Origin of the sequence: Cohnella hongkongensis (assembly GCF_042654645.1) — a bacterium.
GTDB lineage: Bacteria > Bacillota > Bacilli > Paenibacillales > Paenibacillaceae > Cohnella > Cohnella hongkongensis.
Genome location: NZ_JBHSEP010000009.1, coordinates 185,864 through 205,724, shown reverse-complemented (window position 1 = coordinate 205,724; position 19,861 = coordinate 185,864). Strand labels below are relative to the sequence as shown.

General features: G+C 55.0%; 18 protein-coding genes and 3 tRNA genes. 5 read left to right on the top strand and 16 right to left on the bottom strand.

Annotation, left to right across the window (positions count from 1 at the left end):
• The coding region (locus tag ACFO3S_RS14505; protein ID WP_378097297.1) for an IS3 family transposase at positions 1 to 109 on the top strand (109 nt) is incomplete at its 5' end.
• Here ACFO3S_RS14505 and ACFO3S_RS14500 read toward each other — a convergent pair.
• Entirely contained in the window at positions 73 to 786 is a 714-nt protein-coding gene (locus ACFO3S_RS14500) for a hypothetical protein (RefSeq protein WP_378097263.1), read from the bottom strand. The two genes, ACFO3S_RS14505 and ACFO3S_RS14500, sit on opposite strands and share 37 nt — an antisense overlap.
• Before the next feature lie 195 nt (positions 787 to 981).
• On the opposite strand from ACFO3S_RS14500, the gene ACFO3S_RS14495 reads away from it, so the two are divergent.
• Positions 982 to 1,656: a hypothetical protein gene (locus tag ACFO3S_RS14495; RefSeq protein ID WP_378097260.1), complete on the top strand. Its 675-nt coding sequence runs from the start codon at positions 982 to 984 to the stop codon at positions 1,654 to 1,656.
• A gap of 169 nt (positions 1,657 to 1,825) precedes the next feature.
• On the opposite strand, the gene ACFO3S_RS14490 is transcribed toward ACFO3S_RS14495, so the two are convergent.
• Positions 1,826 to 3,055 carry a hypothetical protein gene (locus ACFO3S_RS14490; protein WP_378097258.1) on the bottom strand — a complete coding sequence of 410 codons (1,230 nt, stop codon included), beginning with the start codon at positions 3,053 to 3,055 and terminating at the stop codon, positions 1,826 to 1,828.
• Between the two features lie 523 nt (positions 3,056 to 3,578).
• Between ACFO3S_RS14490 and ACFO3S_RS14485 the strand changes: the two genes are divergently transcribed.
• Positions 3,579 to 3,719, top strand: coding sequence for a hypothetical protein (locus tag ACFO3S_RS14485; RefSeq protein ID WP_378097255.1), 141 nt, complete (start codon positions 3,579 to 3,581; stop codon positions 3,717 to 3,719).
• Between the two features lie 223 nt (positions 3,720 to 3,942).
• On the opposite strand, the gene ACFO3S_RS14480 is transcribed toward ACFO3S_RS14485, so the two are convergent.
• The 10 genes from ACFO3S_RS14480 to ACFO3S_RS14435 all read right to left on the bottom strand — a co-directional run bounded on the left by ACFO3S_RS14480 (position 3,943) and on the right by ACFO3S_RS14435 (position 12,211).
• Positions 3,943 to 4,031 (bottom strand) — tRNA-Leu (locus tag ACFO3S_RS14480).
• A gap of 65 nt (positions 4,032 to 4,096) precedes the next feature.
• Positions 4,097 to 4,173 (bottom strand) — tRNA-Ile (locus ACFO3S_RS14475).
• Between the two features lie 24 nt (positions 4,174 to 4,197).
• Positions 4,198 to 4,274: transfer RNA gene (locus ACFO3S_RS14470), tRNA-Met, on the bottom strand.
• 71 nt (positions 4,275 to 4,345) lie between these two features.
• Complete coding sequence (locus tag ACFO3S_RS14465) at positions 4,346 to 4,546, bottom strand: YycC family protein (protein WP_378097252.1); 201 nt, start codon at positions 4,544 to 4,546, stop codon at positions 4,346 to 4,348.
• A gap of 86 nt (positions 4,547 to 4,632) precedes the next feature.
• Complete coding sequence (locus tag ACFO3S_RS14460) at positions 4,633 to 4,797, bottom strand: hypothetical protein (protein ID WP_378097249.1); 165 nt, start codon at positions 4,795 to 4,797, stop codon at positions 4,633 to 4,635.
• A gap of 232 nt (positions 4,798 to 5,029) precedes the next feature.
• A complete protein-coding gene (locus tag ACFO3S_RS14455) occupies positions 5,030 to 6,601 on the bottom strand; it encodes an ABC transporter substrate-binding protein (RefSeq protein WP_378097246.1) in 1,572 nt (523 codons plus the stop codon).
• The gene (locus ACFO3S_RS14450; protein WP_378097243.1) at positions 6,598 to 7,488 is read right to left on the bottom strand and encodes an ABC transporter ATP-binding protein; all 891 of its coding nucleotides are present in this window, start codon (positions 7,486 to 7,488) and stop codon (positions 6,598 to 6,600) included. The genes ACFO3S_RS14455 and ACFO3S_RS14450 overlap by 4 nt, the downstream gene beginning before the upstream one ends.
• 6 nt (positions 7,489 to 7,494) lie before the next feature.
• Entirely contained in the window at positions 7,495 to 10,347 is a 2,853-nt protein-coding gene (locus tag ACFO3S_RS14445; protein WP_378097240.1) for an ABC transporter permease, read from the bottom strand.
• 3 nt (positions 10,348 to 10,350) lie between these two features.
• A complete protein-coding gene (locus ACFO3S_RS14440) occupies positions 10,351 to 11,448 on the bottom strand; it encodes an efflux RND transporter periplasmic adaptor subunit (protein WP_378097238.1) in 1,098 nt (365 codons plus the stop codon).
• The gene (locus tag ACFO3S_RS14435; protein WP_378097235.1) at positions 11,408 to 12,211 is read right to left on the bottom strand and encodes an ABC transporter ATP-binding protein; all 804 of its coding nucleotides are present in this window, start codon (positions 12,209 to 12,211) and stop codon (positions 11,408 to 11,410) included. Before ACFO3S_RS14435 ends, ACFO3S_RS14440 begins: the two co-directional genes overlap by 41 nt.
• A 235-nt stretch (positions 12,212 to 12,446) precedes the next feature.
• Here ACFO3S_RS14435 and ACFO3S_RS14430 point away from each other — a divergent pair, with 235 nt between their 5' ends.
• Both ACFO3S_RS14430 and nagZ read left to right on the top strand, forming a co-directional pair.
• Positions 12,447 to 14,099, top strand: a complete 1,653-nt coding sequence (locus ACFO3S_RS14430) for a glutamine--tRNA ligase/YqeY domain fusion protein (protein WP_378097232.1) — start codon at positions 12,447 to 12,449, stop codon at positions 14,097 to 14,099.
• 67 nt (positions 14,100 to 14,166) lie between these two features.
• Complete coding sequence (nagZ, locus tag ACFO3S_RS14425) at positions 14,167 to 15,468, top strand: beta-N-acetylhexosaminidase (protein ID WP_378097229.1); 1,302 nt, start codon at positions 14,167 to 14,169, stop codon at positions 15,466 to 15,468.
• Positions 15,469 to 16,255: 787 nt separating this feature from the next.
• Here the strand turns inward: nagZ and ACFO3S_RS14420 are convergent.
• From ACFO3S_RS14420 to pyrF, 4 genes are all read right to left on the bottom strand, one after another.
• A complete protein-coding gene (locus tag ACFO3S_RS14420) occupies positions 16,256 to 17,371 on the bottom strand; it encodes an ABC transporter permease (RefSeq protein WP_378097226.1) in 1,116 nt (371 codons plus the stop codon).
• Between the two features lies 1 nt (position 17,372).
• A complete protein-coding gene (locus tag ACFO3S_RS14415; RefSeq protein ID WP_378097224.1) occupies positions 17,373 to 18,302 on the bottom strand; it encodes an ABC transporter ATP-binding protein in 930 nt (309 codons plus the stop codon).
• 164 nt (positions 18,303 to 18,466) lie between these two features.
• Positions 18,467 to 19,114 carry an orotate phosphoribosyltransferase gene (pyrE, locus tag ACFO3S_RS14410; RefSeq protein ID WP_378097295.1) on the bottom strand — a complete coding sequence of 216 codons (648 nt, stop codon included), beginning with the start codon at positions 19,112 to 19,114 and terminating at the stop codon, positions 18,467 to 18,469.
• On the bottom strand, positions 19,114 to 19,812 hold the full coding sequence (gene pyrF / locus ACFO3S_RS14405; protein ID WP_378097292.1) for an orotidine-5'-phosphate decarboxylase: 699 nt from the start codon (positions 19,810 to 19,812) through the stop codon (positions 19,114 to 19,116). Before pyrF ends, pyrE begins: the two co-directional genes overlap by 1 nt.
• Between the last annotated feature and the right edge of the window lie 49 nt (positions 19,813 to 19,861).

Sequence of the window (19,861 nt, the reverse complement as noted above, 5' to 3'; positions counted from 1 at the left end):
GGAATTAGATGACTATGTGAATTGGTTCAACAAGCATCGCATCCATGGCACCTTAGGCTATATGACGCCTGTTCAGTACCGACAAGAAGCCCTTAAAAAAATTGTCTGATTTACTGTTGACAATCCAATCACAGTGGCCTGATCCGAGAATTGTTCCCCGACGAAGCGATACGTTACCTTTACTCTGCGCCCGTCCTCTTCGCTCACTATAGTCTCGCCAATCTCTATCGTTGAGCTTTGCTTAATCTCTTGAACGGCATCGGCAAACTTCTCGGCCCCTGCTTCGCTTAAGTAAAGAGCCTGCCTCGGATAAAATGACTTCAGATACAGATCGTAAATGATCGAATCCGCCATTTTATCAGAATCGTGTTCGAATTCGGGTTGGGTCAAAGGGAAATACGATTTTAATGAAGCATAGGTGTCAAAAAAAGAATTCCAATCCTCAGACAGCGCATCTTCGGCCAGCCGGATCGTCCGATTCACTGCCCGCACATCGTCGTCGGAATAGGTCTTGGGCTCGAATTCGTCCGGACGAACGGTCTCCGCCAGCTCGCTTAATTCGTTCTTTATCGAACTTTTGTCGATTTCGCCATGTTCAAATACGTACGCTTCAATCTGATTGACGATACGGAGACATGCACGTTCAATATCCGGGCTTACGTCGTAAAGAACCGTCTTTGAATGGGCAGTCCCCTTGCCGATGCTGAATGGGGGAGATTGACAGCCTAGCAAAACAAAGAAGCAAACCAGCATCAGCCATCCAGCCTTGCCGTTTCTCATGACCAACAATTCGCGACCCCTCACCGTTTTTCTTAAAATGTATCACCGACCAACGGCCCTCAACCGGTTAAATCCTGTCAATATTCGATCCGTTTCAACAAGGCGTGAGCGAGAGTTGATGTTTTTGCCTACCGGTTCGTGATATGATGGGTGGAGTACGGTCTAATCATCCGAAGACTAACTGCGATGAGGTGCGAACGCTTGGATACCGCAGCAATCACAATCGATTACTTGGATAAACTGAACTTATTCATATCCGACAAGCTCGACTACTGTTCTCAAAATGAAAAGAACCGCGATTCCTACCGCGAATATATCAAGCATTATCAATCTCAGATCGAAACCCTATTCTCGATTCGATATTTTATGGTCACCCAATTCGCCGCCACGATAGACAGCTTGGCCGATCTTAGCAGTCGCAAGCCCGATCCTAACGCGTACATTCTCTTTGCTACTCAAGAGGTTAAAAAATCAATAGAAGAAGCCGCCAGGAAAACCAAGCATTTCGTAAAAGAATCAAATCGAGCGGCGAACTTTAAGGGGCCGGAACATCTGCGGACAGCGCAAAAAAACCTCGCTGTTCTCACCAAAAATGGAGCGGAACAAGCTAACACCGAAGCATTCATCGCCTCCCACGCTTCTTACGCCCGTCTAGCCGATCAACTAGAGGCTCCGGCTTATGCGCCATTAAGAGCCAGGTCCGTCGAAGTCATCGCCAGCGCCAAACAAACAGTCGGTTTTATGGCCGAAGTTAACCTTCTAAGAAAAATTTATACCGACCAATTGCTTGAAAACCACTATGAACGAGCGATTGCACAATCCGAAGAGACGCTGCGGCTTCTTCAAGCTGTTATTGAGGATATGCGCAAAACCTAAAGCTCGTCTGCGAATTGAGCGTAGGCGCGTCATAACCGAGCGCTGCGGCTGTGTACGGTGTAGCCTCTGCTGTAACTAGTGTACGTCGCCATCATTCGAGCCCCTTCGCTCCCGCAGCGCCGCCACTTCCCGCTGCAAAAACGGCGGCCTAATCGGCCATAAAGTCACCTCACTGAATGTTTATGACTCCGTTATGGGGGGATGGTGGAGGCAAGGAGACGACAGACGCTTCTTTGACGATTGAATAAGCAAATTCGTTGGACCCGTAAACCAGTATGTCAATTATGTCTCCAATATTTACGGCAACATCTGTGGTAAAAGTGATAAATTGTGTTGAGTTATTATCCTGTAGACCTGTGAGTCTGTCTCCATTTTTATTGATTATTCCGAACGCAGTGTGACCAGAAAAACGGGTGGCCAGCTTGTAGGTTACTCTCACAGTTCCGGATGCTAAAACCGTAAATCTCTTTGTAATTTCGGGATTAGCTGCCGTTACACCAGCGGCTGACATATGTTCTACATCAGATACGAGGCTAATAATAGCTGGAGCATTACCGATGAGTCCGAATATGCTCTTTCCCGATAAGATGTTAGCTGCGATAAAGTTCGGGTCCGTAATCGTCACGTAATCGTCCACGCCGTCCCGGTAGCCCAATGAAGCAAGCAGTTTTAGCGTCGTAGCCGTCACGCTTGACGCCAGCGCCGCCGTGTCCCCGGCGCGATTGGGCATTGTTCCCGCAACTCTTGCGCCATTAACGAACCCCGCACGTCCAGTAATAATATGAGAAGCTCCGGCGGCAGATACCGCCGCTTCCGTGGTGTCTACGACCTGCGGCTTACCGTCAACTCCGAGAATGTTAATCCCTGATTTAATGTTAGCGGGAACGAGGTCCGGCTCTGTCTGCACAATCCAAGTATCTTGATCGTAAATACCTTTTGGAGCCTTCAAATACACGTTACTTCCACTCACATCGTAGCCGATTGCCGGTTCGTGACCTGGGTTAGTAATGCCTTTAATCGGAACCAATCCCGTTATCTTTGCTCCGTCAACATAAGCAATCTTGCCCGCTCGTATATCGGCAGCCACCGCTGTCGCGTCGCTCGTATCTGTTCCGGTCTCGATCGCTTCGATATGGTCGGCCATCTCCACGAAAGTATCGTTCGCGTCCGTTGGAACTCCCTTGTCAGTGATCGCGGACGCGATTAAGACTTTACCGTCACTGACATTTGTAAAAAGCTCCGTGATCGCTCCGGCTATATCCTTTGATTCCGTTGGGATAGCCGCTAGATCGCCAAGCGCAGAATCCACCATATCCATGTTTTCATTGATGACAGAAATATCTGCCGTTTCGGTTTCCAACGGTTTCTTCAATCCCATGTGCGGTGTCATTTCAGGCATTCGCTTCAACTCCTTGCCCTGATAGTTGTCCTTTCATCTATTGGTGGCAATCGTACGACAACCGGCGCCATTTCCATTAAAATAGCCCCCGCTTAGGCAGCGGAGGGCTGATGGTCTGTATCCGGCCGCGTTGCTGTCCGGGCCGTCGCGAACCAGCGCTCCTCGTGGCCAACCATGTAGACCTTCGTCATCGTCTACTTGAGCAGGCTCTTCACCATAGACGATTCCAGCCACTTACAGTACAGGACGAGATTCAGTCGGCCCTCAATAATGTGCCTTCCGTCAGATCGCTCCGCTGCAGGGAACTTGACAGCTTGACGCCATGGCGCTCGCAACCGTCCAGCGTCTTATAGACCGGAAAACCGGCACGACTGAGGCATGGTCCGGACATCGACGCTGTCTGTCTGTACAACATGGGTCACTTCAACATGAAATCCCTCATTAGGTACCTCGCTGGCATACCGTATACTGCTAATAATTGCTGGACACATTAATCTCAACTTGTATAAAGGTGGTAGAGAGCATGGAAAAAGAAAATCAAGAATCACTGGAAAATCAGAATAAGGCAGAGTCGGAAAATAAGGCGCAAATTAAACCAGGATACGACTACATATGGGGCAGCGACCAAGACGATTTAGCGATAGAAAAGGATGATTTGGAGTAAGTTGTTTAAGTTACAAGGTTCAACTTCTCATCCCTTTCCTCGTAGGCTCGACAAAAAACTCAGCCAACAAACTGCATCACATCTCGATAAGTTTGACCCCAAGTATAAACCTGGTCCCCAATCCGTCCCCAACGTCAAGACGACGGCATCGATTTGTCGAATTGGTTTAACTTATAAAAATTAAAAAAACCCCTATGTATCAAGGGATTTGAGCTTCTGTATGTGGTGCCGAGAACCGGGGTCGAACCGGTACGGTAGTCACCTACCGCAGGATTTTAAGTCCTGTGCGTCTGCCAATTCCGCCATCCCGGCATGTTAGGCCCTCTGGCAGCCGATAGACGATCGGCCAAGGAACGCCGCCTCCTCGCAGAACTGCGTGGTGGGCCTTGAGGGACTCGAACCCCCGACCAATCGGTTATGAGCCGACCGCTCTAACCAACTGAGCTAAAGGCCCCCGTAAAGGTCCAGAGAAAGGTGTTGGTTGCGGGGGCAGGATTTGAACCTGCGGCCTTCGGGTTATGAGCCCGACGAGCTACCGGGCTGCTCCACCCCGCGTCGATTAGCATATAGAATTTATTGGCGACAAATAATAATATACTATAAAGATCGACTTACTGTCAACCGTTTTATTCACTTTTCTTTTCTTCCGTTTCCGAAATTTGCATCGTTTCCTTCGTTTTCCCGGCCTCAGCTGCCGACGCCTTCGCCATTTCCCCCAGCTTCTGCAGCAAAATATGCTGCGGCATGTGCATTAAATGCTCCAAAGGCACCTTCATATATTCGGCCAGCTTCACGGCTGTATCCGCCGACAACGGCATTCTGCGCATCGCGGTCTCCCCCTTTCTCCCTGCCTACGGACACCAGCTTAGCACAAAATGCCCCACGCTGCCAATCCCCTTCTGCCCGATCCCCTTCAAGGCAAGTAGCGCACCCCGTACTTTCCCTTTTTCGAACGAAACACCTCGATTTCCTGCGGCGCTTCGAGACCGAATACCCAGCTGTCGTGCTCCATTCTTTGAACGAGACATCCCGCTTGAAACTTGCTGTCGTACAGCCTCGACCAGTAGACCCATTTCACGCGTATTCCCCTCGCTTCCGTTAAGGTGTGGTTGTATTTAGCATGCGCGGCTTTGCGCATTTGATTCCCCAAGATCTAAGCATAAACGCCTTCGGCGTCCTCCAGACGCGAAATCGCGTTTTTGTAGAAGGTGATTCAGACATGGATAACGTATTTTACACTTTCGCGATCCCTCTAAAAAAGCAGGCGCTTCATCCCTGCGGATCAGACGCCTGCATACGCTCGAAGTTTTTTAGTTGATAATAACGGCTTCTCCGGCCGCTTCCATGATTCTTCTCTTTTCCATCGAAATTCCTCCGCCGTTGTCCGCATTGATTCCGCCAAACGGATCGTCGATGCTGCCCGTCGGGTTGTTCTTGATTTTCTGGAGCAGGTCGTTGCCCTTCTCTTGCCAGAGCTCCAAAGCTTCCTTGGCGGATCTGTTGCCCTGCATCATCTGGGAGAACAGCATTGAGCCCATTTCCGTGATCAAATTCAGGTTCGGTTTTTCGCGGTACAGCTCCTGATCCTTGAGCGAGTAGCCTTGGCTCGGAGCCGGCTTCATCTTCGTGAACGCTTCGATATTATAGCTCATGCCGTCGCGCACCTTCACGAATTCCTTGCGCGAGGACAACTCGTAGGTGCTGCGGGATTTCAGCTTCGCCCACTCTTTGCCGTTCATGAACTTGATGAACTCCCAAGCGTCCTCGCTGTTTGCCGCGTTGACGTTAATGCCGGCCAACTGGTTCACATAAATGTTGCCTCCGAAGCCTTCCTTGCCGACGTGATACGGCATCGTGACGACGTCCCAATCCAGCTTCTCCATTTTCAGCTTGTCGCTGTTGTCGTTCATCTGTTGGATTTGGTTGATCATGCCGTAATCGCCGATCGTCATGGCGGCTTTTCCGTTCAGGAACAGCTGGCCTTGGAACGGATTGTATCTGTACTCTTCGCCCGTCGGTTGGTCGAAATTCATATCCTCCTGACTAGGCGTTACGCGATCCTTCTTCATCTGGGATACCGTCTCCCAGAGATTAAGCCATTGCGGCGTATTAACCGTCATCGTCTCGCCCTTCTCGTCGAACATTCTGAGCTGCAAAGGCGCGGCGAAAGATTGGAAATCCCAGAAGTTGTCGCCCGATCCCCACTGGTTAAACGTAAAGCCAAACACGGAGTCCTTGCCTTCTCCCGACTTCATCCTTTTGGCCAGGTTGAAGACGTCGTCCCAGCTCATATTGTCTTGCGGAAATTCGACGCCGGCGCTCGTGAACAGCTTTTTGTTGTAATAGAGAGCGGAGGACTGAAAGGTAGGCGCCAAAGCGTACAGGAAGCCGTCGCCTTGCTCCTTGATGCCGTCGATAACCGTCGGAACGAACTCGTTCAGATCAATCTTGTCTTCCTTAATCATCGGGTCGAGCTGCTTCAGCAGGTTTTCGCTTACCATTTGCCCAAGCAGGCTCATATCGCTAATGATCATGACGTCAATCGGATTGCTGCCGGTCATTATTTCCTTGAGCTTAGCCATCTGGTCGACCGGCTCCCGCTGCTTGGAATAGTCTTCGAATTGCATTTCGGTGTAGTCGATCGCGGGAACAACCTCGATATCGATGTTCGGATGGGTGAACTCGAACATATCCGTGAACTGCTGGCGGAACCAGGATTCATCCGACTTGCTGCCGTGCATCGTTCCGATCCGGAGCGTGCGGCGATTATCCGGGTCGTTCGCGCTCCCCCCAGAATTACAAGCCGCTAAAGTTGGGACAAGTAAAGATAAGGTCATGCCGGTCAGCACCCATTTACGGGTTTTGCTTGCTTGTTTGCTCATGCGGTTTCGTCCTCCTCCAAGGATTTAGGTTTTGTAATGACAATCTTGTCTCCGTCGAATTCCATCGTCGCTTTGTCTCCGATCGAGAGAGCGGACAAGTATTCCTTCGGAATTTGCAGACGTCCGACCCGATCCACGACGACGAATGCTTCGTGGGCTTCCTCCGGCGTCCGTCCTCCCGATAACGGCAAAGAGTGATCGAGATTCGGATTTCTCTTGATAAACTCGGTGCTCGTCAAGCCGTCGCGAATCGCGACGACCCGATCCACTTTGCTGGCCAGCGACAAGTCGTGGGTGACGATCACGATCGTCAGCCCCAGTTCCCGATTAAACTTCCGGAAAATATCCATAATGATATCGGACGTTCGGGAATCCACCGAACCGGTCGGTTCGTCTGCCAGCAGCAGTTGCGGGCGGTTCGCCAGCGAGATGGCGATTGCGACCCGCTGCTGCTCTCCCCCGGAAAGCTGCTGCAGCTTGTTATGCATACGATCCTTCAAGCCGACCCATTCCAGCAATTGTTTGGCGTAAGCCCGGTCGAGCTTGCCCGAGAACATCATCGGCATCTCGACGTTCTCAAGCGCGGTCAGAAACGGCAGCAGGTTCCGGGCATTATTTTGCCAGATGAATCCGACCGTGTCCCGCTTGTACTTGACCAGATCGTCGTCGTTGACCTTCAGCAGATTCCACGGCCCGACCTGTACCTGCCCGGCGGACGGACGATCCAGCCCGCCGAGAATGTTCAGCAGGGTCGACTTGCCGCTTCCGCTGTTGCCGATAATCGCCATCATCTCTCCGGCTTTGACGGATAAGTTTAAGCCTTGAAGAGCGACGACTTCCAGATCGTCGGCTTTGTATATTTTGACGAGTCCTTCGCACGTAATCATCGGTTTTTACCGCTCCTCTCCGAGCTTGACGGCCTGGTGCACCTTCAAGCGTCTAATGTGCGTGATGAGAAGCGCCACGCCGATCGTCATCATGACGCCGACGACGATATATAATCTATTCGTGTCGGCCGCCTCGAACACCACCCGGAACGGCGGAACCTGGTTCGTCGAGTTGTCGGTCGTCTGCAGGAACGGCAGGAACAGCAGACTCGCCAGCTTGCCGATGCCGATGCCCAGCCCGATCGACAAGCCGGCCGTAAACAGCTGCTCCAGCAGCAGCATGCCCGTCAGCTGTTTTCGGGAAAGCCCCATGGCGCGAAGGATGCCGATCTGAACGACTCTGCGCGACAGATTAAAGAACCAGAACAGAATGTATCCCGACAAGGAGACGATGATCGTAACCAGGAAGCCCAGGCTGAGAATTCCGAATACGCCTCCTCTGGCCGGGTGCCGGCTTTGCGTCGTCAGCTCGGATCTCATGCTGTTGATCGCGGCCAGCTCGACGCCTTTGTCCTGCAGCACCGGAATAATCTCCTGCACCTTCGCGTCGGGCTCCATCTTCAGCCATACGTCGTAAGGGATAAGCGGAGCCTGGTCGTAGATGTATCCAAGATTCGCAACCAGGAACGGCGCCTGATCCGGGTACAGGCTGGGCCAGTAAGGCAGAATATCCAGAACGATGAATTCGATCGCCTGCTCCTGAATAACCGTCTGAACCATATCCCCCCGCTTCAGATCGAATTTCTTGGCCACGTTGGAGGAGATGAACGCTCCTTCCGGCACCTGTCCCATCCATTCCAGATATTTATAAGGATTGATCTGGTACATATCCTTGCGCAGCCAACCGACACGGGCAAAGTCGACATTGTCGATGCCCATGACCGTCGCCTGCCCCGCCGTCTTGCCGGAGATCGTCAAGCTGCTCTTCGTCTGCAGCACCCGCGCCGCATGCTCGACGCCCGGAAGCGTCCGGAACACCTCGAAAGGCGGCTCGTTGTAGTTAAGCTTCGTCGGTACCGGGCGCTCTCCTTGGCCCCCGCCACCGCCTCCGCCGCTACCGCCGCCTCCGCTACCGCCGCCGCTTTGTTGCGTCGGCGGCTTGAACTCGGGCGTGACTTCCCATACCGTCTGGACGACGACGTCCGTTCCGTATTTGTACATGATCCGTTCTTCCGAATTCAGCCCGATCGTCCGCGCGGCGGAGGAGTTATAGATCCCCAGGCCGAGCGTCAAAATAAGCAAAATCATGAGCGGATAATACGACTTGGCCGAACGGGACAGCTGCGTGAGCGTCAAATAAAACGGCACCGGCAGGATCTTTTTCCCTAATAGGTTAAACAGCTTGAGCAGCAGCGGGAACAGTCTGAGAAACACCAGGCCCGCAGCAAAAATGCTCAGCGCCGGAACGAAGAACAGAAACGGCTGCACGTTCAACTGATCCGTCGTCATCCCCGTTTTGAAGGTAACCATCTGGCGCTCGTTGAACAAGTACCAGCCATACCCGGCAACGCCCAGCAGCGCGACGTCGATAAACCACTTCTGCCAGAACGGCTTGCGGTCTCCCCTGGCCATCTGTCTCTTGTAATCGACGATGGAAGTTCTCGTGAAGACCAGCGCCGGAATGACTGTCGCCAGAATGGCCACGACAACGGCCGCTACTCCGGCCAGTACGCCGTCGGTCGAAAATCCGACCGGTATCGCCTTGCGGTCAACGAAATGCAGAAAGCCGTTGGCCGATCCGATGCTCTTGGCCATGAACCAGCCGAACAGCGGACCGATCGCTAAGGCGACGATGCCGAGCAGGGCGCCCTCCAGCAGGAACAACATGAAAATCTGCCGAGTGCTCGCCCCCCGGCTTCGCAGCACGGCGATGTCGGAGCGCTGCTTCTCCAGCGCCTGCTGCGTGTTCATCGTGATGAAATAGAACACCATGGCGATCATCGGAGCCGCGAGCGTGAACAGCATCGTTTGCAGTTGAATGCTGTCTCTGCGGAATTCGCTCAGCATTCCGGCGAAGCTCAGCTCCAGACGCGTATCCTTCAATCTTTTGTACACTTCGATATCGATGCGGTTCAGCTTGCTGGTCAGCGGAGAAAGCTGGCTCGTTTGAATTTCTCTCAGATCGAAAGCGGAGTACCAGCTAGCGATCTGAATCGGAATGTTCCGCTTGGCGGCCAGATCGTCCAGAAAAACCGAATCGGAAATGTACAAATAGTTCATGAGCCCTTCCAAGCCCTGATACCAATAAGCGCTGTTGTCGTCGACGGGCTTGAACGCCCCGACGATCTGCACCCGAAGCGTCTCTCCGGATACGGAATAGAGCAGCACGTCGCCGACGTGAAGGTCGTTGCGGAACAGCGCCTCCTCCATCATGAGCGCCTGGATCGTGCCGTCCGCGTCCGGACGGTCCTCGAACCATTTTCCACCGGCCAGCTCGCTCTGCTCCTTCAACCCTTCGAAGGCGGCGATCGTCAGCTTTCTCGTCCGGCTGGCGTCGACCTTGGTCGGATCCTCCGGAGACACCTCCGAGCTGCGGATCATCAGGCTGCGCTGAGCGACCTCGACCGGGAACCCGATGTCGGTCTTCACATCCTCGCGGATATACTGGTCGACGTTGCGGAAGCTTTCCAAATCCGTCTTGCCGTCCGTCGACTGGTAACGAATCAGCATCGAGCCTGCAGGCAATCCTTCGCTGTTGTCTTGAAGAGATTGCGAGACGACCCGCTTTAACGCCCCGTCCGCATACATCGGAATGCTCGTCGTAAAAGCGACCGCGACGAACAAGCCGGCCAGCGTGCTGAGCGTCATCCAGCGCGTGTTCCACATTTTGCGAAAGAGAAACCGAATTAGCGCGTTCATCGATTACCGACCTACGACTTTCTGTCCCGGCGTCAGGCCGTTCAAGATTTCCGCGTCGGTCGAAGTTTGCTGTCCGACTTCCACATCGACCTCGCGCTTGCTTCCGTCCGCTTCCGCCACTTGCACATAAGTGCGCGCTCCGATCGTCCGCAGGGCGGCAAGCGGAATAACGACCGCATTTTCCTTGCGGTTAATAATGACGGAGATCGACAGCGGCGTTCCGCGGGTGGCCTCCTTCGGAAGCTTCTCGACGTCGACAAGCAAATATTTGTTAATGCTGTCGGTGCGGTTTCCGTTATTGCCGCCGTTCTGATTGTCCGTCGAAGGAATCGGCAGCTGTTTCACCTTCCCTGGCAGCTGTCCGACGTTGTTGATGTCGACGCGAACCTCCATGCCGACGGAAACCTTGGCCAGATCGTCTCTGGACAGCTCCGCGGCCACGACGAGACTGTTCGGATTGGCGATGACGGCGATCGTGTCGTAAGCTTTAATCGAATCGCCTTCCTGCACGTTCACCGATACGACCGTCCCGGAGAACGGTGCGGTCAGCACCGCCTTATCGATATCCTCCTGAGCATCGGCGAGCGCTTGACGATCCTCCTCGAACTGGAGCGATTTCATCTCGAACTCGATCGGGTCCATCTCGTCTCTCTTGCGCAGCGTCTCCTTCATCTCGAGCTCGCGCTGCTTAAAGGAAAGCGACTGCTGGCGAAGGGACTTCTTCAGATCGTCGACGTCCAGCTCAGCCAAAGGCTGTCCCTCCTCGACCGTCTGGCCGGACTCTATGTACAGCTTTTTAAGCCGTTTGCCTTCCAACGTAAAATAAACCTGCTTCTCCTGCGAGGACAGAATTTTTCCCGAGCCGGACACTCTCGTTTCGAGCGTTTTCGTCTCGACTTCGTATTGCGGCTTCTCCGATATTTTCGGCAATTGGATCGCCGACAGGTCTTCCTCTTCCGGTTCATCCGGCAGCAAGCTGCACCCCGACACCGCCAAAGCGATGGCCAGCACGGCGATCAACCCGGCGCTCTTCCGGCTGCGGCGGGCGGGAGAATGACGGTCAATTGGCGACGAATACGCCGTCCACCATTTCATAGACATGGTCTGCTACCTCCATAATCGTAGGATCGTGTGTCGTCATGCATATCGAGATCTTCTCGGCGGAGACGACTTCCTTGAACACCTGCATAATTTGCGCGGTCATCTGACTGTCCAGCTCTGCGGTCGGTTCGTCCGCCAGAATGAGGCTGGGCCTATGGGCGATCGCTTTGGCGATGGCCACCCGCTGCTGCTCTCCCCCGGACAGCTCGTACGGACGGTGATGCATTCTTTTCGAGAGTCCGACGAGATCCAAGCAGGAAGTGATTCTCGCTTTCCACTCCGAACGCGGAGTATTCGCCATTCGAAGAGACAGTTCGACATTCTCGTAGGCGGATAATAAGGGCATCAAGGCGAACGCTTGAAAAATAAAGCCGATATCCTTGCGGCGCACGACAGTGCGCTTGTCGTCATCCCACTTATGGAACGGACGGTCCTTAAAAAAGATTTCTCCCTTCGTCGGCGTATCCAGCCCGCCCATCAGATTCATCAGCGTCGTCTTGCCTGAACCCGAGCGGCCTCTGAGCATGACGAGCTGAGACGGATAGAGGCTCAGATTGATGCCTTTAAGCACTCTGATCTTCTGGCTTCCGACATCGAAGGATCGTTCCACGTTGCGCACCGTCAGCAGCGGCTCGTTCGAAACCGGACGTTCCTTGACCGCTTCTTCGGTATTCGGAGGAGACGGCTCCGGCGATTTCGCCAAATCCTCTCTCTGTTCGCCCGACTTCTTCTTCGCCGCCCCCCGGCCTAGCCATGACAGCATTCATCTTCCTCCCTTGCCAAACTCTTCAATGATTATAACGAGACGTCTATCTGAAAAGTTACTGAAAAAATTAAATCTTTATCATTTTTTTAGAAGAAATATCCCCGATCGTGTCCTCCGCCCATTCGACCCCGTCCGACATTTTTCCGATTTTTCGCTTAGCTCTTTATAAGAAGGCGCATTTTTGTGTATTATTAGAGGATATAAAGATTGATTGCGAGGAAGGTTGGTCAGCTTGGAAAATAAGACGCCGTCATCGAACTTTATTCGGAGCATCGTATCCGAAGATCTCGCCTCGGGAAAGGTCAAAGAAGTCGTTACCCGGTTTCCTCCCGAGCCGAACGGGTATTTGCACATCGGGCACGCCAAATCGATCTGCCTGAACTTCGAGCTTGCCGACGAGTTTAAGGGCAGGACGAACCTCCGCTTCGACGACACGAATCCCGTCAAGGAAGATACGGAGTATGTGGAATCGATCCAGAAGGATGTCGAATGGCTCGGCTTCAAGTGGGACGGCCTGTTCTTCGCTTCGGATTATTTCGAAGAAATGTACAACCGCGCCGTTCTGCTGATTCGCAAGGGCTTGGCCTACGTCGACGATCAAACCGCCGACCAGATTCGCGAGACGCGGGGAACGCTCACCTCTCCCGGACAGGAAAGTCCGTACCGAAACCGATCGGTCGACGAAAACCTCGACTTGTTCCGGCGAATGAAAGAAGGCGAATTCGCCGACGGAGAAAAGGTGCTGCGCGCCAAAATCGATATGGCTTCTCCGAACGTCAACCTGCGCGATCCGGTTCTGTACCGAGTCGTGCACGCCCATCACCACAATACGGGCGACGCCTGGTGCATCTACCCGATGTACGCGTACGCACACCCGCTAGAGGACGCCATCGAAGGGGTCACGCACTCGATCTGTACGCTCGAGTTCGAGGATCAACGTCCGTTCTACGACTGGGTCATTCGCGAATGCGATATGCCTTGGGTGCCGCGCCAGTACGAATTCGCGCGTCTGAATCTCACCAATACCGTCATGAGCAAAAGAAAGCTCAAGCTGCTCGTGGACGAGAAAAAAGTCGACGGCTGGGACGATCCCCGCATGCCGACGATTTCCGGTTTGCGCCGCAAGGGCTATACGCCGGAGTCGATCCGCGCTTTCTGCCGGGAGATCGGCGTCGCCAAAAGCTACGGGATCGTGGACGAACGGATGCTGGAGCATTTTATTCGCGAGGATCTGAAGCTGAAGGCGCTGCGGACGATGGCCGTGCTGGACCCGCTGAAGGTCGTCATCACGAATTATCCCGAAGGCCGAACCGAGTGGCTCGATGCCGAGAACAATTCCGAAAATCCGGAGATGGGCAACCGTCAAATTCCGTTCTCGAGAGAAATATACATCGAGCGGGATGACTATATGGACAACCCGCCGCCGAAGTACTTCCGACTGTTTCCGGGCAATGAAGTCCGCCTGAAGCACGCGTACTTCATCAAATGCGAGGAGGTCGTTCACGACGAGGAAGGCCGCGTCGTCGAGCTTCGCTGCACGTACGATCCCGAAACGAAGAGCGGCTCCGGCTTTGCCGGGCGCAAAGTAAAGGGCACGCTCCACTGGGTGGACGCCTCGCACGCGATTCCGGCCGAGTTCCGGCTGTACGAGCCGCTCATCTCCGACGAGTCCGAAGACGAAGGGCAGTCCTTCCTGGAACATCTAAATCCGAACTCCCTTCAGGTGCTGAAGGGCTTCGTCGAGCCCGGAATGAAGGAAGCCGTCGGCGGAGACAAGTTCCAATTTTTCCGGCATGGCTACTTTAACGTGGATCCCAAGGATTCAACGCCGGCGCTGCCGGTGTTTAACCGCATCGTATCCCTGAAAAGCTCCTTCGTAGTCTGACATAGCGGCACTCCCGCTCTTCCTCTTCGGGAAGCGCGGGAGTCTTTTATTAAGGAGGTTCGCGTCGATGAAAGCCAGATTCATTAAAAACTTGTGTCTAATCGGGGTTGGCCTGCTCTTCCTGCTTGCGATCGGGTGCTCGAACAGAGCCCCTTCTTCCCCGACGCCCGACGCTACGACGTCCGCTGCCCCTTCGACGGAGGAGCCGTCAACCGCGACCGCTCCCCCGTCCGCCCCCGCATCTCCGGAGACGACGGCGCCTGTGGGAGAGGATCCGGTCGACCTTCTGCTGCGGCAGATGACTTTGGAACAAAAAATCGGCCAGGTGATCGTCGCCGGCGTCGACGGCACGACGATCGACGCCAAGATGAAAATGCTGATCGACGAGCTGCATGTCGGAGGGGTCATCTGGTACAAAAACAATTTCTCCGATCTGCAGGGCTCGGTTAAGCTCGCCAACGATTTAAAGCGGGCGAACGAAGGCAATCCGCTTCCGCTCCTCCTGAGCGTCGACCAGGAAGGCGGCAAAGTCAGCCGGCTTCCCCGGGAATTTGTCGCCCTGCCTGACGCCGTTACCGTCGGTAAAACGAGGCGGCCGGAGCTGGCGGAGCAAATGGGCGCCCTGCTCTCCGACGAATTGCGACTGATCGGCTTCAACATGAACTTCGCGCCCGTGCTTGACGTGAACAGCAACCCGGCCAATCCGGTCATCGGCAGCCGCTCGTTCGGCAGCGATCCCGAGCTTGTCGCGAGCATGGGCGTCGCGGTTATGCAAGGATTGAGGCAAGGCGGGACGATTGCCGTCGTCAAGCATTTTCCCGGACACGGGGATACGTCGGTCGACTCACATCTGGAGCTGCCTTCTGTAGATAAAACGGTCGACGATCTGGAGGAGCTGGAATGGATTCCGTTCCGTGCTGCGATCCACGAGGGAGCGGATGCCGTCATGATCGCGCACATTTTATTTCCGAGGATCGACCCGGACGCCCCATCATCTCTGTCCAAAATAGTCATCACCGACCTGCTCCGCGGCAAGCTTGGCTACGAGGGCGTTGTCATCACGGACGACATGACGATGGGCGCCATCGCTCGCAATTACGGCATCGAAGACGCATCGCTTCAGTCCTTGCAGGCCGGCAGCGACCTCATTCTTGTCGCCCACGGCTACGATACCGTTCATCAGGTGTACGACAGGCTGCTTCAAGCGGCCAAATCCGGCGAACTCCCGGAATCCCGCCTGGACGAGAGTGTGCGAAGGATCATCTCCCTGAAGTTGAGCTACCGGCTGTCCGACGATCCGATCCCGACTCCGTCCGCAGAGGAGCTTCCCAACGAAGAAATCAAGCAATGGCTGAAACAATTGCAGTAGCCCTGCTGCCTAGCGGACCACCGCCTTACCGCCCGACCGCCCGACCGCCCCACCGACCGGGCGCGAGACTTGATCTCGTCCCGGTCGGCTTTATCCTGGCGGCTTTACCCTGCCTCTTTCGCCTCCCCTTTTGGCATCGTATGCCCACTATCCCCTTCGCTCAGTTTACCGGTTAATCCGTCCTTATCCACATTCCCCTGCGGCCATTATCCCTCTCGCTCAGAAACTTCGCGCCGCTCCCGCCCGTGAGACTCGCTGCGGCCACTATCCCTTTCCCTCAGAAACGACAACCCATCGCTCCTATCGGCGGCCCCTTCCCTTCCCCCGACACTCTCAACCGGCTAAATCTCTGCCGCTCGTCAACTCGAGTCAAGGAGATCATGGATGGGGGAGAAAAGAAAAGCCCGCTTCGTCGTCTCATCCTGAGCGAAGGGGATAATGGCCATAGCAGAGTACAAGCCCGCATTAGCTCGTCGCATTCTGAGCGAAGGGGATAATGGCGATAGCAGAGTACAAGCCCGCATTAGCTCGTCGAGTTCTGAGCGAAGGGGATAATGGCGATAGCAGAGTACAAGCCCGCATTAGCTCGTCGCATTCTGAGCGAAGGGGATAATAGCCATAGCAGAGTACAAGCCAGCATCGCTCGTCGAGTTCTGAGCGGAGGATGGAGCGAAAGGTGTCGGAGCGGAAGAGAAAAGGCCTGTGGGAGCCTGATGGCCATCGCCCGAGTCGTCGGCGATTCGCATCGGTCCCGCAAGCCCTGAAACGGAAGCCATTAAAGCGTTAGCTAGCGAACGTCTATCTTTGTTTTGCGATAGATCAGTACGGCAAGGATGAAGGCTGCTACTCCCCACGCGGCGAGAATGCCGATCCCGCTCCAGAAGTCGGCGGACGCGATGCCGCTGCCGTACACCATGCCGTCGCGTATGCCGTTTACGAAGTAAGTCAGCGGCAGCACCTTCGACACCGGAACAAGCCATTCCGGGAAGCCGCTCGTCGGGAAGAAAATCCCGCTCAGGAACATCATGAGAAAGCTGGCGATATTGGCCATCCCCATATAGGCTTCGATCGATTTGCTGAAGGATGAGAATAGGTAACCGAGCGCGTTAAAGGCCAGAGCCCCGATGAAGAAACCGACGATCAGCGTCGGAAAATCCAGGTGAAGCTTGGCGCCGAACCCGAACACTCCTATCAGGGACAGAATGACGATCTGCACGATGCCGAGCACGAAGCGCACCATCATGCCGCCCACTCCGAACAGACCCATTTTTGCCGGCGTGAGCCTAAGCCTCTTGAGCAGCCCTTTCCTTCTCATTTCGACCATGTCCACCATGCCGAACAATCCGCCTTGCGCCACCGCGAGCGCAATCATTCCCGTCAGCAGGAAATCGACGTAGCTTAAATCCTCGCTGCCGCTCGATACGGCGGTCGTCTCCACCGAGAACGTCGGCGTGACGCCGGCTACCTGGTAGTTCGTTTGTTGCACGAATTTGTCCAGAATGCCCGCAATGGCTTGGGTCGTCGCGCTTGTTTCGTTCTCCTTGTTCACGATGACCCCGAGCGTCGTCTCGTTCTCGCCGGGCAAAACGATGACGGCGTCGACGTCTTTGTCCTTGACCCACTCGTCCGCTTCATCCGCCGTAACCGGCTGTTCCGATTTCCACTCCAAAACCGGCACTTGCCGCAAGTAACCTTCCAGCATATCCGACGCTTCGCTCGCGCTCGGCTTCACGACCGCGATTTTCGCTTTGAAGTCGCTGCCTCCTCCGCCGCCGAAAATCACCATAAAAATGACCATCAGAATGATCGGGAAAAAGAGGTTCCAAAACCACACCTGCTTTTCCCGGAACATCATTTTAAGCTGCGCGCCGAACAATTTACCAAGCTGTTTGCCGTTGCTCACCTTAGTCCCTCCACTCTTTGCCCGTAAAGGCGATGAATACGTCTTCGAGACTCATCTCTCGAATGGAGACTTGCTCGACCCGATACCCTTTTTCCTTCGTAAAGCCAAAAACCCCGTACAGCGTTTCCTCCGGACGCACCGACCAAACCTTCAGCGAGGAGCCGTCCAACTCCGTTCGAACGACCGTCGGATCGCCCTTGGCGACCTGTTCCGTCTCGGCAGCGGCCGCTTCTCCGTCCTGGAAGTACAGTCGAACTTCCCGTTCCTTCGTCAGGCTGTCGATCAGATTGGCGGGCGTATCAAGCGTGACGACCTTGCCTTGATCGACGATGCAGACGCGGTCGCTCAGCTTCTCGGCTTCTTCCATGTAGTGGGTCGTCAAAATCGTCGTCTTGCCCAGCTCCTTCAGCTTCAGAACGATGTCCCAAATGTTGCGGCGGGCTTGCGGGTCCAACCCTGTCGTCGGCTCGTCAAGAAAAATGATTTGCGGATCGCTGATCATCGCCAGTCCGATCGCAAGACGTTGGCGCTGTCCTCCGGACAGCGACTTGACGTTTTTGCGGCGGTGATCGGTCAAATTGATCATCTCCAGCACCTCGGACGGCTGCTTCGAATGCGGATAAAACGAGGCGAACAGCTCCAGGTTCTCTTCCACGGTGAGCAGATCGAACAGAGCGCTCGATTGCGGTTGAACGCCGATGATCGTTTTGATTCGTTCGGCATCCTTGTCCCACGTCATCCCGTTGATCGAGATCGTACCTCTGTCGGGTGCCTGCATCCCTTCGATCATTTCCAGGGTCGTCGTCTTCCCGGCTCCGTTCGGACCGATGATCGTGAATACTTCCCCGTTCTCGACCGAGAAGCTGATTTCTTCAACCGCTTGCACGGCGCCGAACGCTTTGCGCAGACCCTTCACTTCCAGAATGGCCACGATTACACTCTCCTTTTTTTTGCCAAACCTCATAGGATAATCCCATTGTAAACGAAGAGGAGAAGCCCTTCGACGGTCCCGGGCACGCTTTTGGCCTCGGTCTGCAGACCGAGTAAATGACAAAAAGCGGCCCTCCCACGGGAAGCCGCCGATTGTTGTTTCGCTTATTTGCCGAACGCTTGAGGATTTTCGCGCCAAGATTGCAGCAGCTTGACGTCGGCTCCGCCGATCACGCCGCGTCTGAGAGCTTCGTCGACGAGCGCCGAATAGTTCGACAGCGTCTTCAGTTCGACGCCTTCCTCGCTGAACGCTTGCTCCGCCTGAGCGAACTGATAGGTGAAAATCGCAAGCACTCCCTGCACGTCGCCGCCCGCCTCCATGACGGCCAGCGCCGCTTTTAGGGAACTGCCTCCCGTGGAGATCAAGTCTTCGATCACGACGACCTTCTGCCCGTCCTTGATCAAGCCCTCGATTTGGTTTTGCTTGCCGTGGCCCTTCGCCTTATCGCGGATATAGGCCATCGGCAGGTTTAGCTTCTGCGCCACCCACGCGGCGTGCGGAATGCCGGCCGTCGCCGTGCCGGCGATGACCTCCGTATCCGGATAATGCGTGCGGATCAGCGTCGCGAACCCGTCGGCGATCGTCTCGCGGATGTCCGGATAGCTCATCGTCAGCCGATTGTCGCAGTAAATCGGGGAGACAATCCCCGACGTCCAAGTAAACGGCTCGTTCGGACGAAGGGCTACTGCCCCGATGTCCAGCAGACTTCCAGCGATGACGGCAGGCAGCTGCTCTGCGGAATGTGGGCTCATCATTGGGTCAACTCCTTCAAAATGTGATCCAGCGCCTTCTCCGGAGAGTCAGCCGCCGTAATCGGACGTCCGATAACAAGGTAGTCGGTGCCTCCCTCTACGGCGTCCCGGGGCGTCGTAATGCGAGACTGGTCGCCGACGTCCGCACCGCGCGGGCGAATGCCCGGCGTTACCGTGATGAAGCCTGCCCCGCAAGCCGCCTTAATGGCTGAGACCTCCAGAGGCGAGGCGACCACGCCCTGCAGCCCGGCCTCATGCGCCCGCTTCGCATAGCGGACGACAGCGTCCTCCAACGCGCCAGGAATGCCGATCTCGGCATTCAGCACGTCCTGGCTCGTGCTCGTCAGCTGCGTCACCGCGATGACGAGGGGAGCCCGTTCGGCGTCCCCTGACTCCAGCGCATCCCGGACGCCTTCCATAGCGGCGCGCATCATCGACAGCCCTCCGGCTCCGTGGACGTTAAACAGATCCACGCCAAGTCTGGCAATGCTTCTCGCCCCGCCGCGGACGGTGTTCGGAATGTCGTGCATTTTCAGATCGAGGAAGATACGGAAGCCTCTGCTCTTCAGCTCCCGTACGATCGCAGGTCCTGCCGCATAGAACAGCTCCATGCCTACCTTCATCCAGCAGCCTGAGCCTTGCAGCCGATCGGCCAGCTCCAGAGCGGCTTTCGCGTCGGGCTTGTCGAGCGCGACCATAATTTTGCCGGCCGCCTCGCTGCGGGATAACAACGACAATGCGATTCCT

Bases quoted from the DNA above. Each gene is read 5' to 3' on its own strand.
- ACFO3S_RS14490 (WP_378097258.1), bottom strand. From the start codon at position 3,055: ATGCCTGAAATGACACCGCACATGGGATTGAAGAAACCGTTGGAAACC.
- ACFO3S_RS14485 (WP_378097255.1), top strand. From the start codon at position 3,579: ATGGAAAAAGAAAATCAAGAATCACTGGAAAATCAGAATAAGGCAGAG.
- ACFO3S_RS14465 (WP_378097252.1), bottom strand. From the start codon at position 4,546: ATGCGCAGAATGCCGTTGTCGGCGGATACAGCCGTGAAGCTGGCCGAA.
- ACFO3S_RS14455 (WP_378097246.1), bottom strand. From the start codon at position 6,601: ATGAGCAAACAAGCAAGCAAAACCCGTAAATGGGTGCTGACCGGCATG.
- ACFO3S_RS14450 (WP_378097243.1), bottom strand. From the start codon at position 7,488: ATGATTACGTGCGAAGGACTCGTCAAAATATACAAAGCCGACGATCTG.
- ACFO3S_RS14445 (WP_378097240.1), bottom strand. From the start codon at position 10,347: ATGAACGCGCTAATTCGGTTTCTCTTTCGCAAAATGTGGAACACGCGC.
- ACFO3S_RS14440 (WP_378097238.1), bottom strand. From the start codon at position 11,448: ATGTCTATGAAATGGTGGACGGCGTATTCGTCGCCAATTGACCGTCAT.
- ACFO3S_RS14435 (WP_378097235.1), bottom strand. From the start codon at position 12,211: ATGCTGTCATGGCTAGGCCGGGGGGCGGCGAAGAAGAAGTCGGGCGAA.
- nagZ (WP_378097229.1), top strand. From the start codon at position 14,167: ATGAAAGCCAGATTCATTAAAAACTTGTGTCTAATCGGGGTTGGCCTG.
- pyrE (WP_378097295.1), bottom strand. From the start codon at position 19,114: ATGAGCCCACATTCCGCAGAGCAGCTGCCTGCCGTCATCGCTGGAAGT.
- pyrF (WP_378097292.1), bottom strand. From the start codon at position 19,812: ATGGTCGCGCTCGACAAGCCCGACGCGAAAGCCGCTCTGGAGCTGGCC.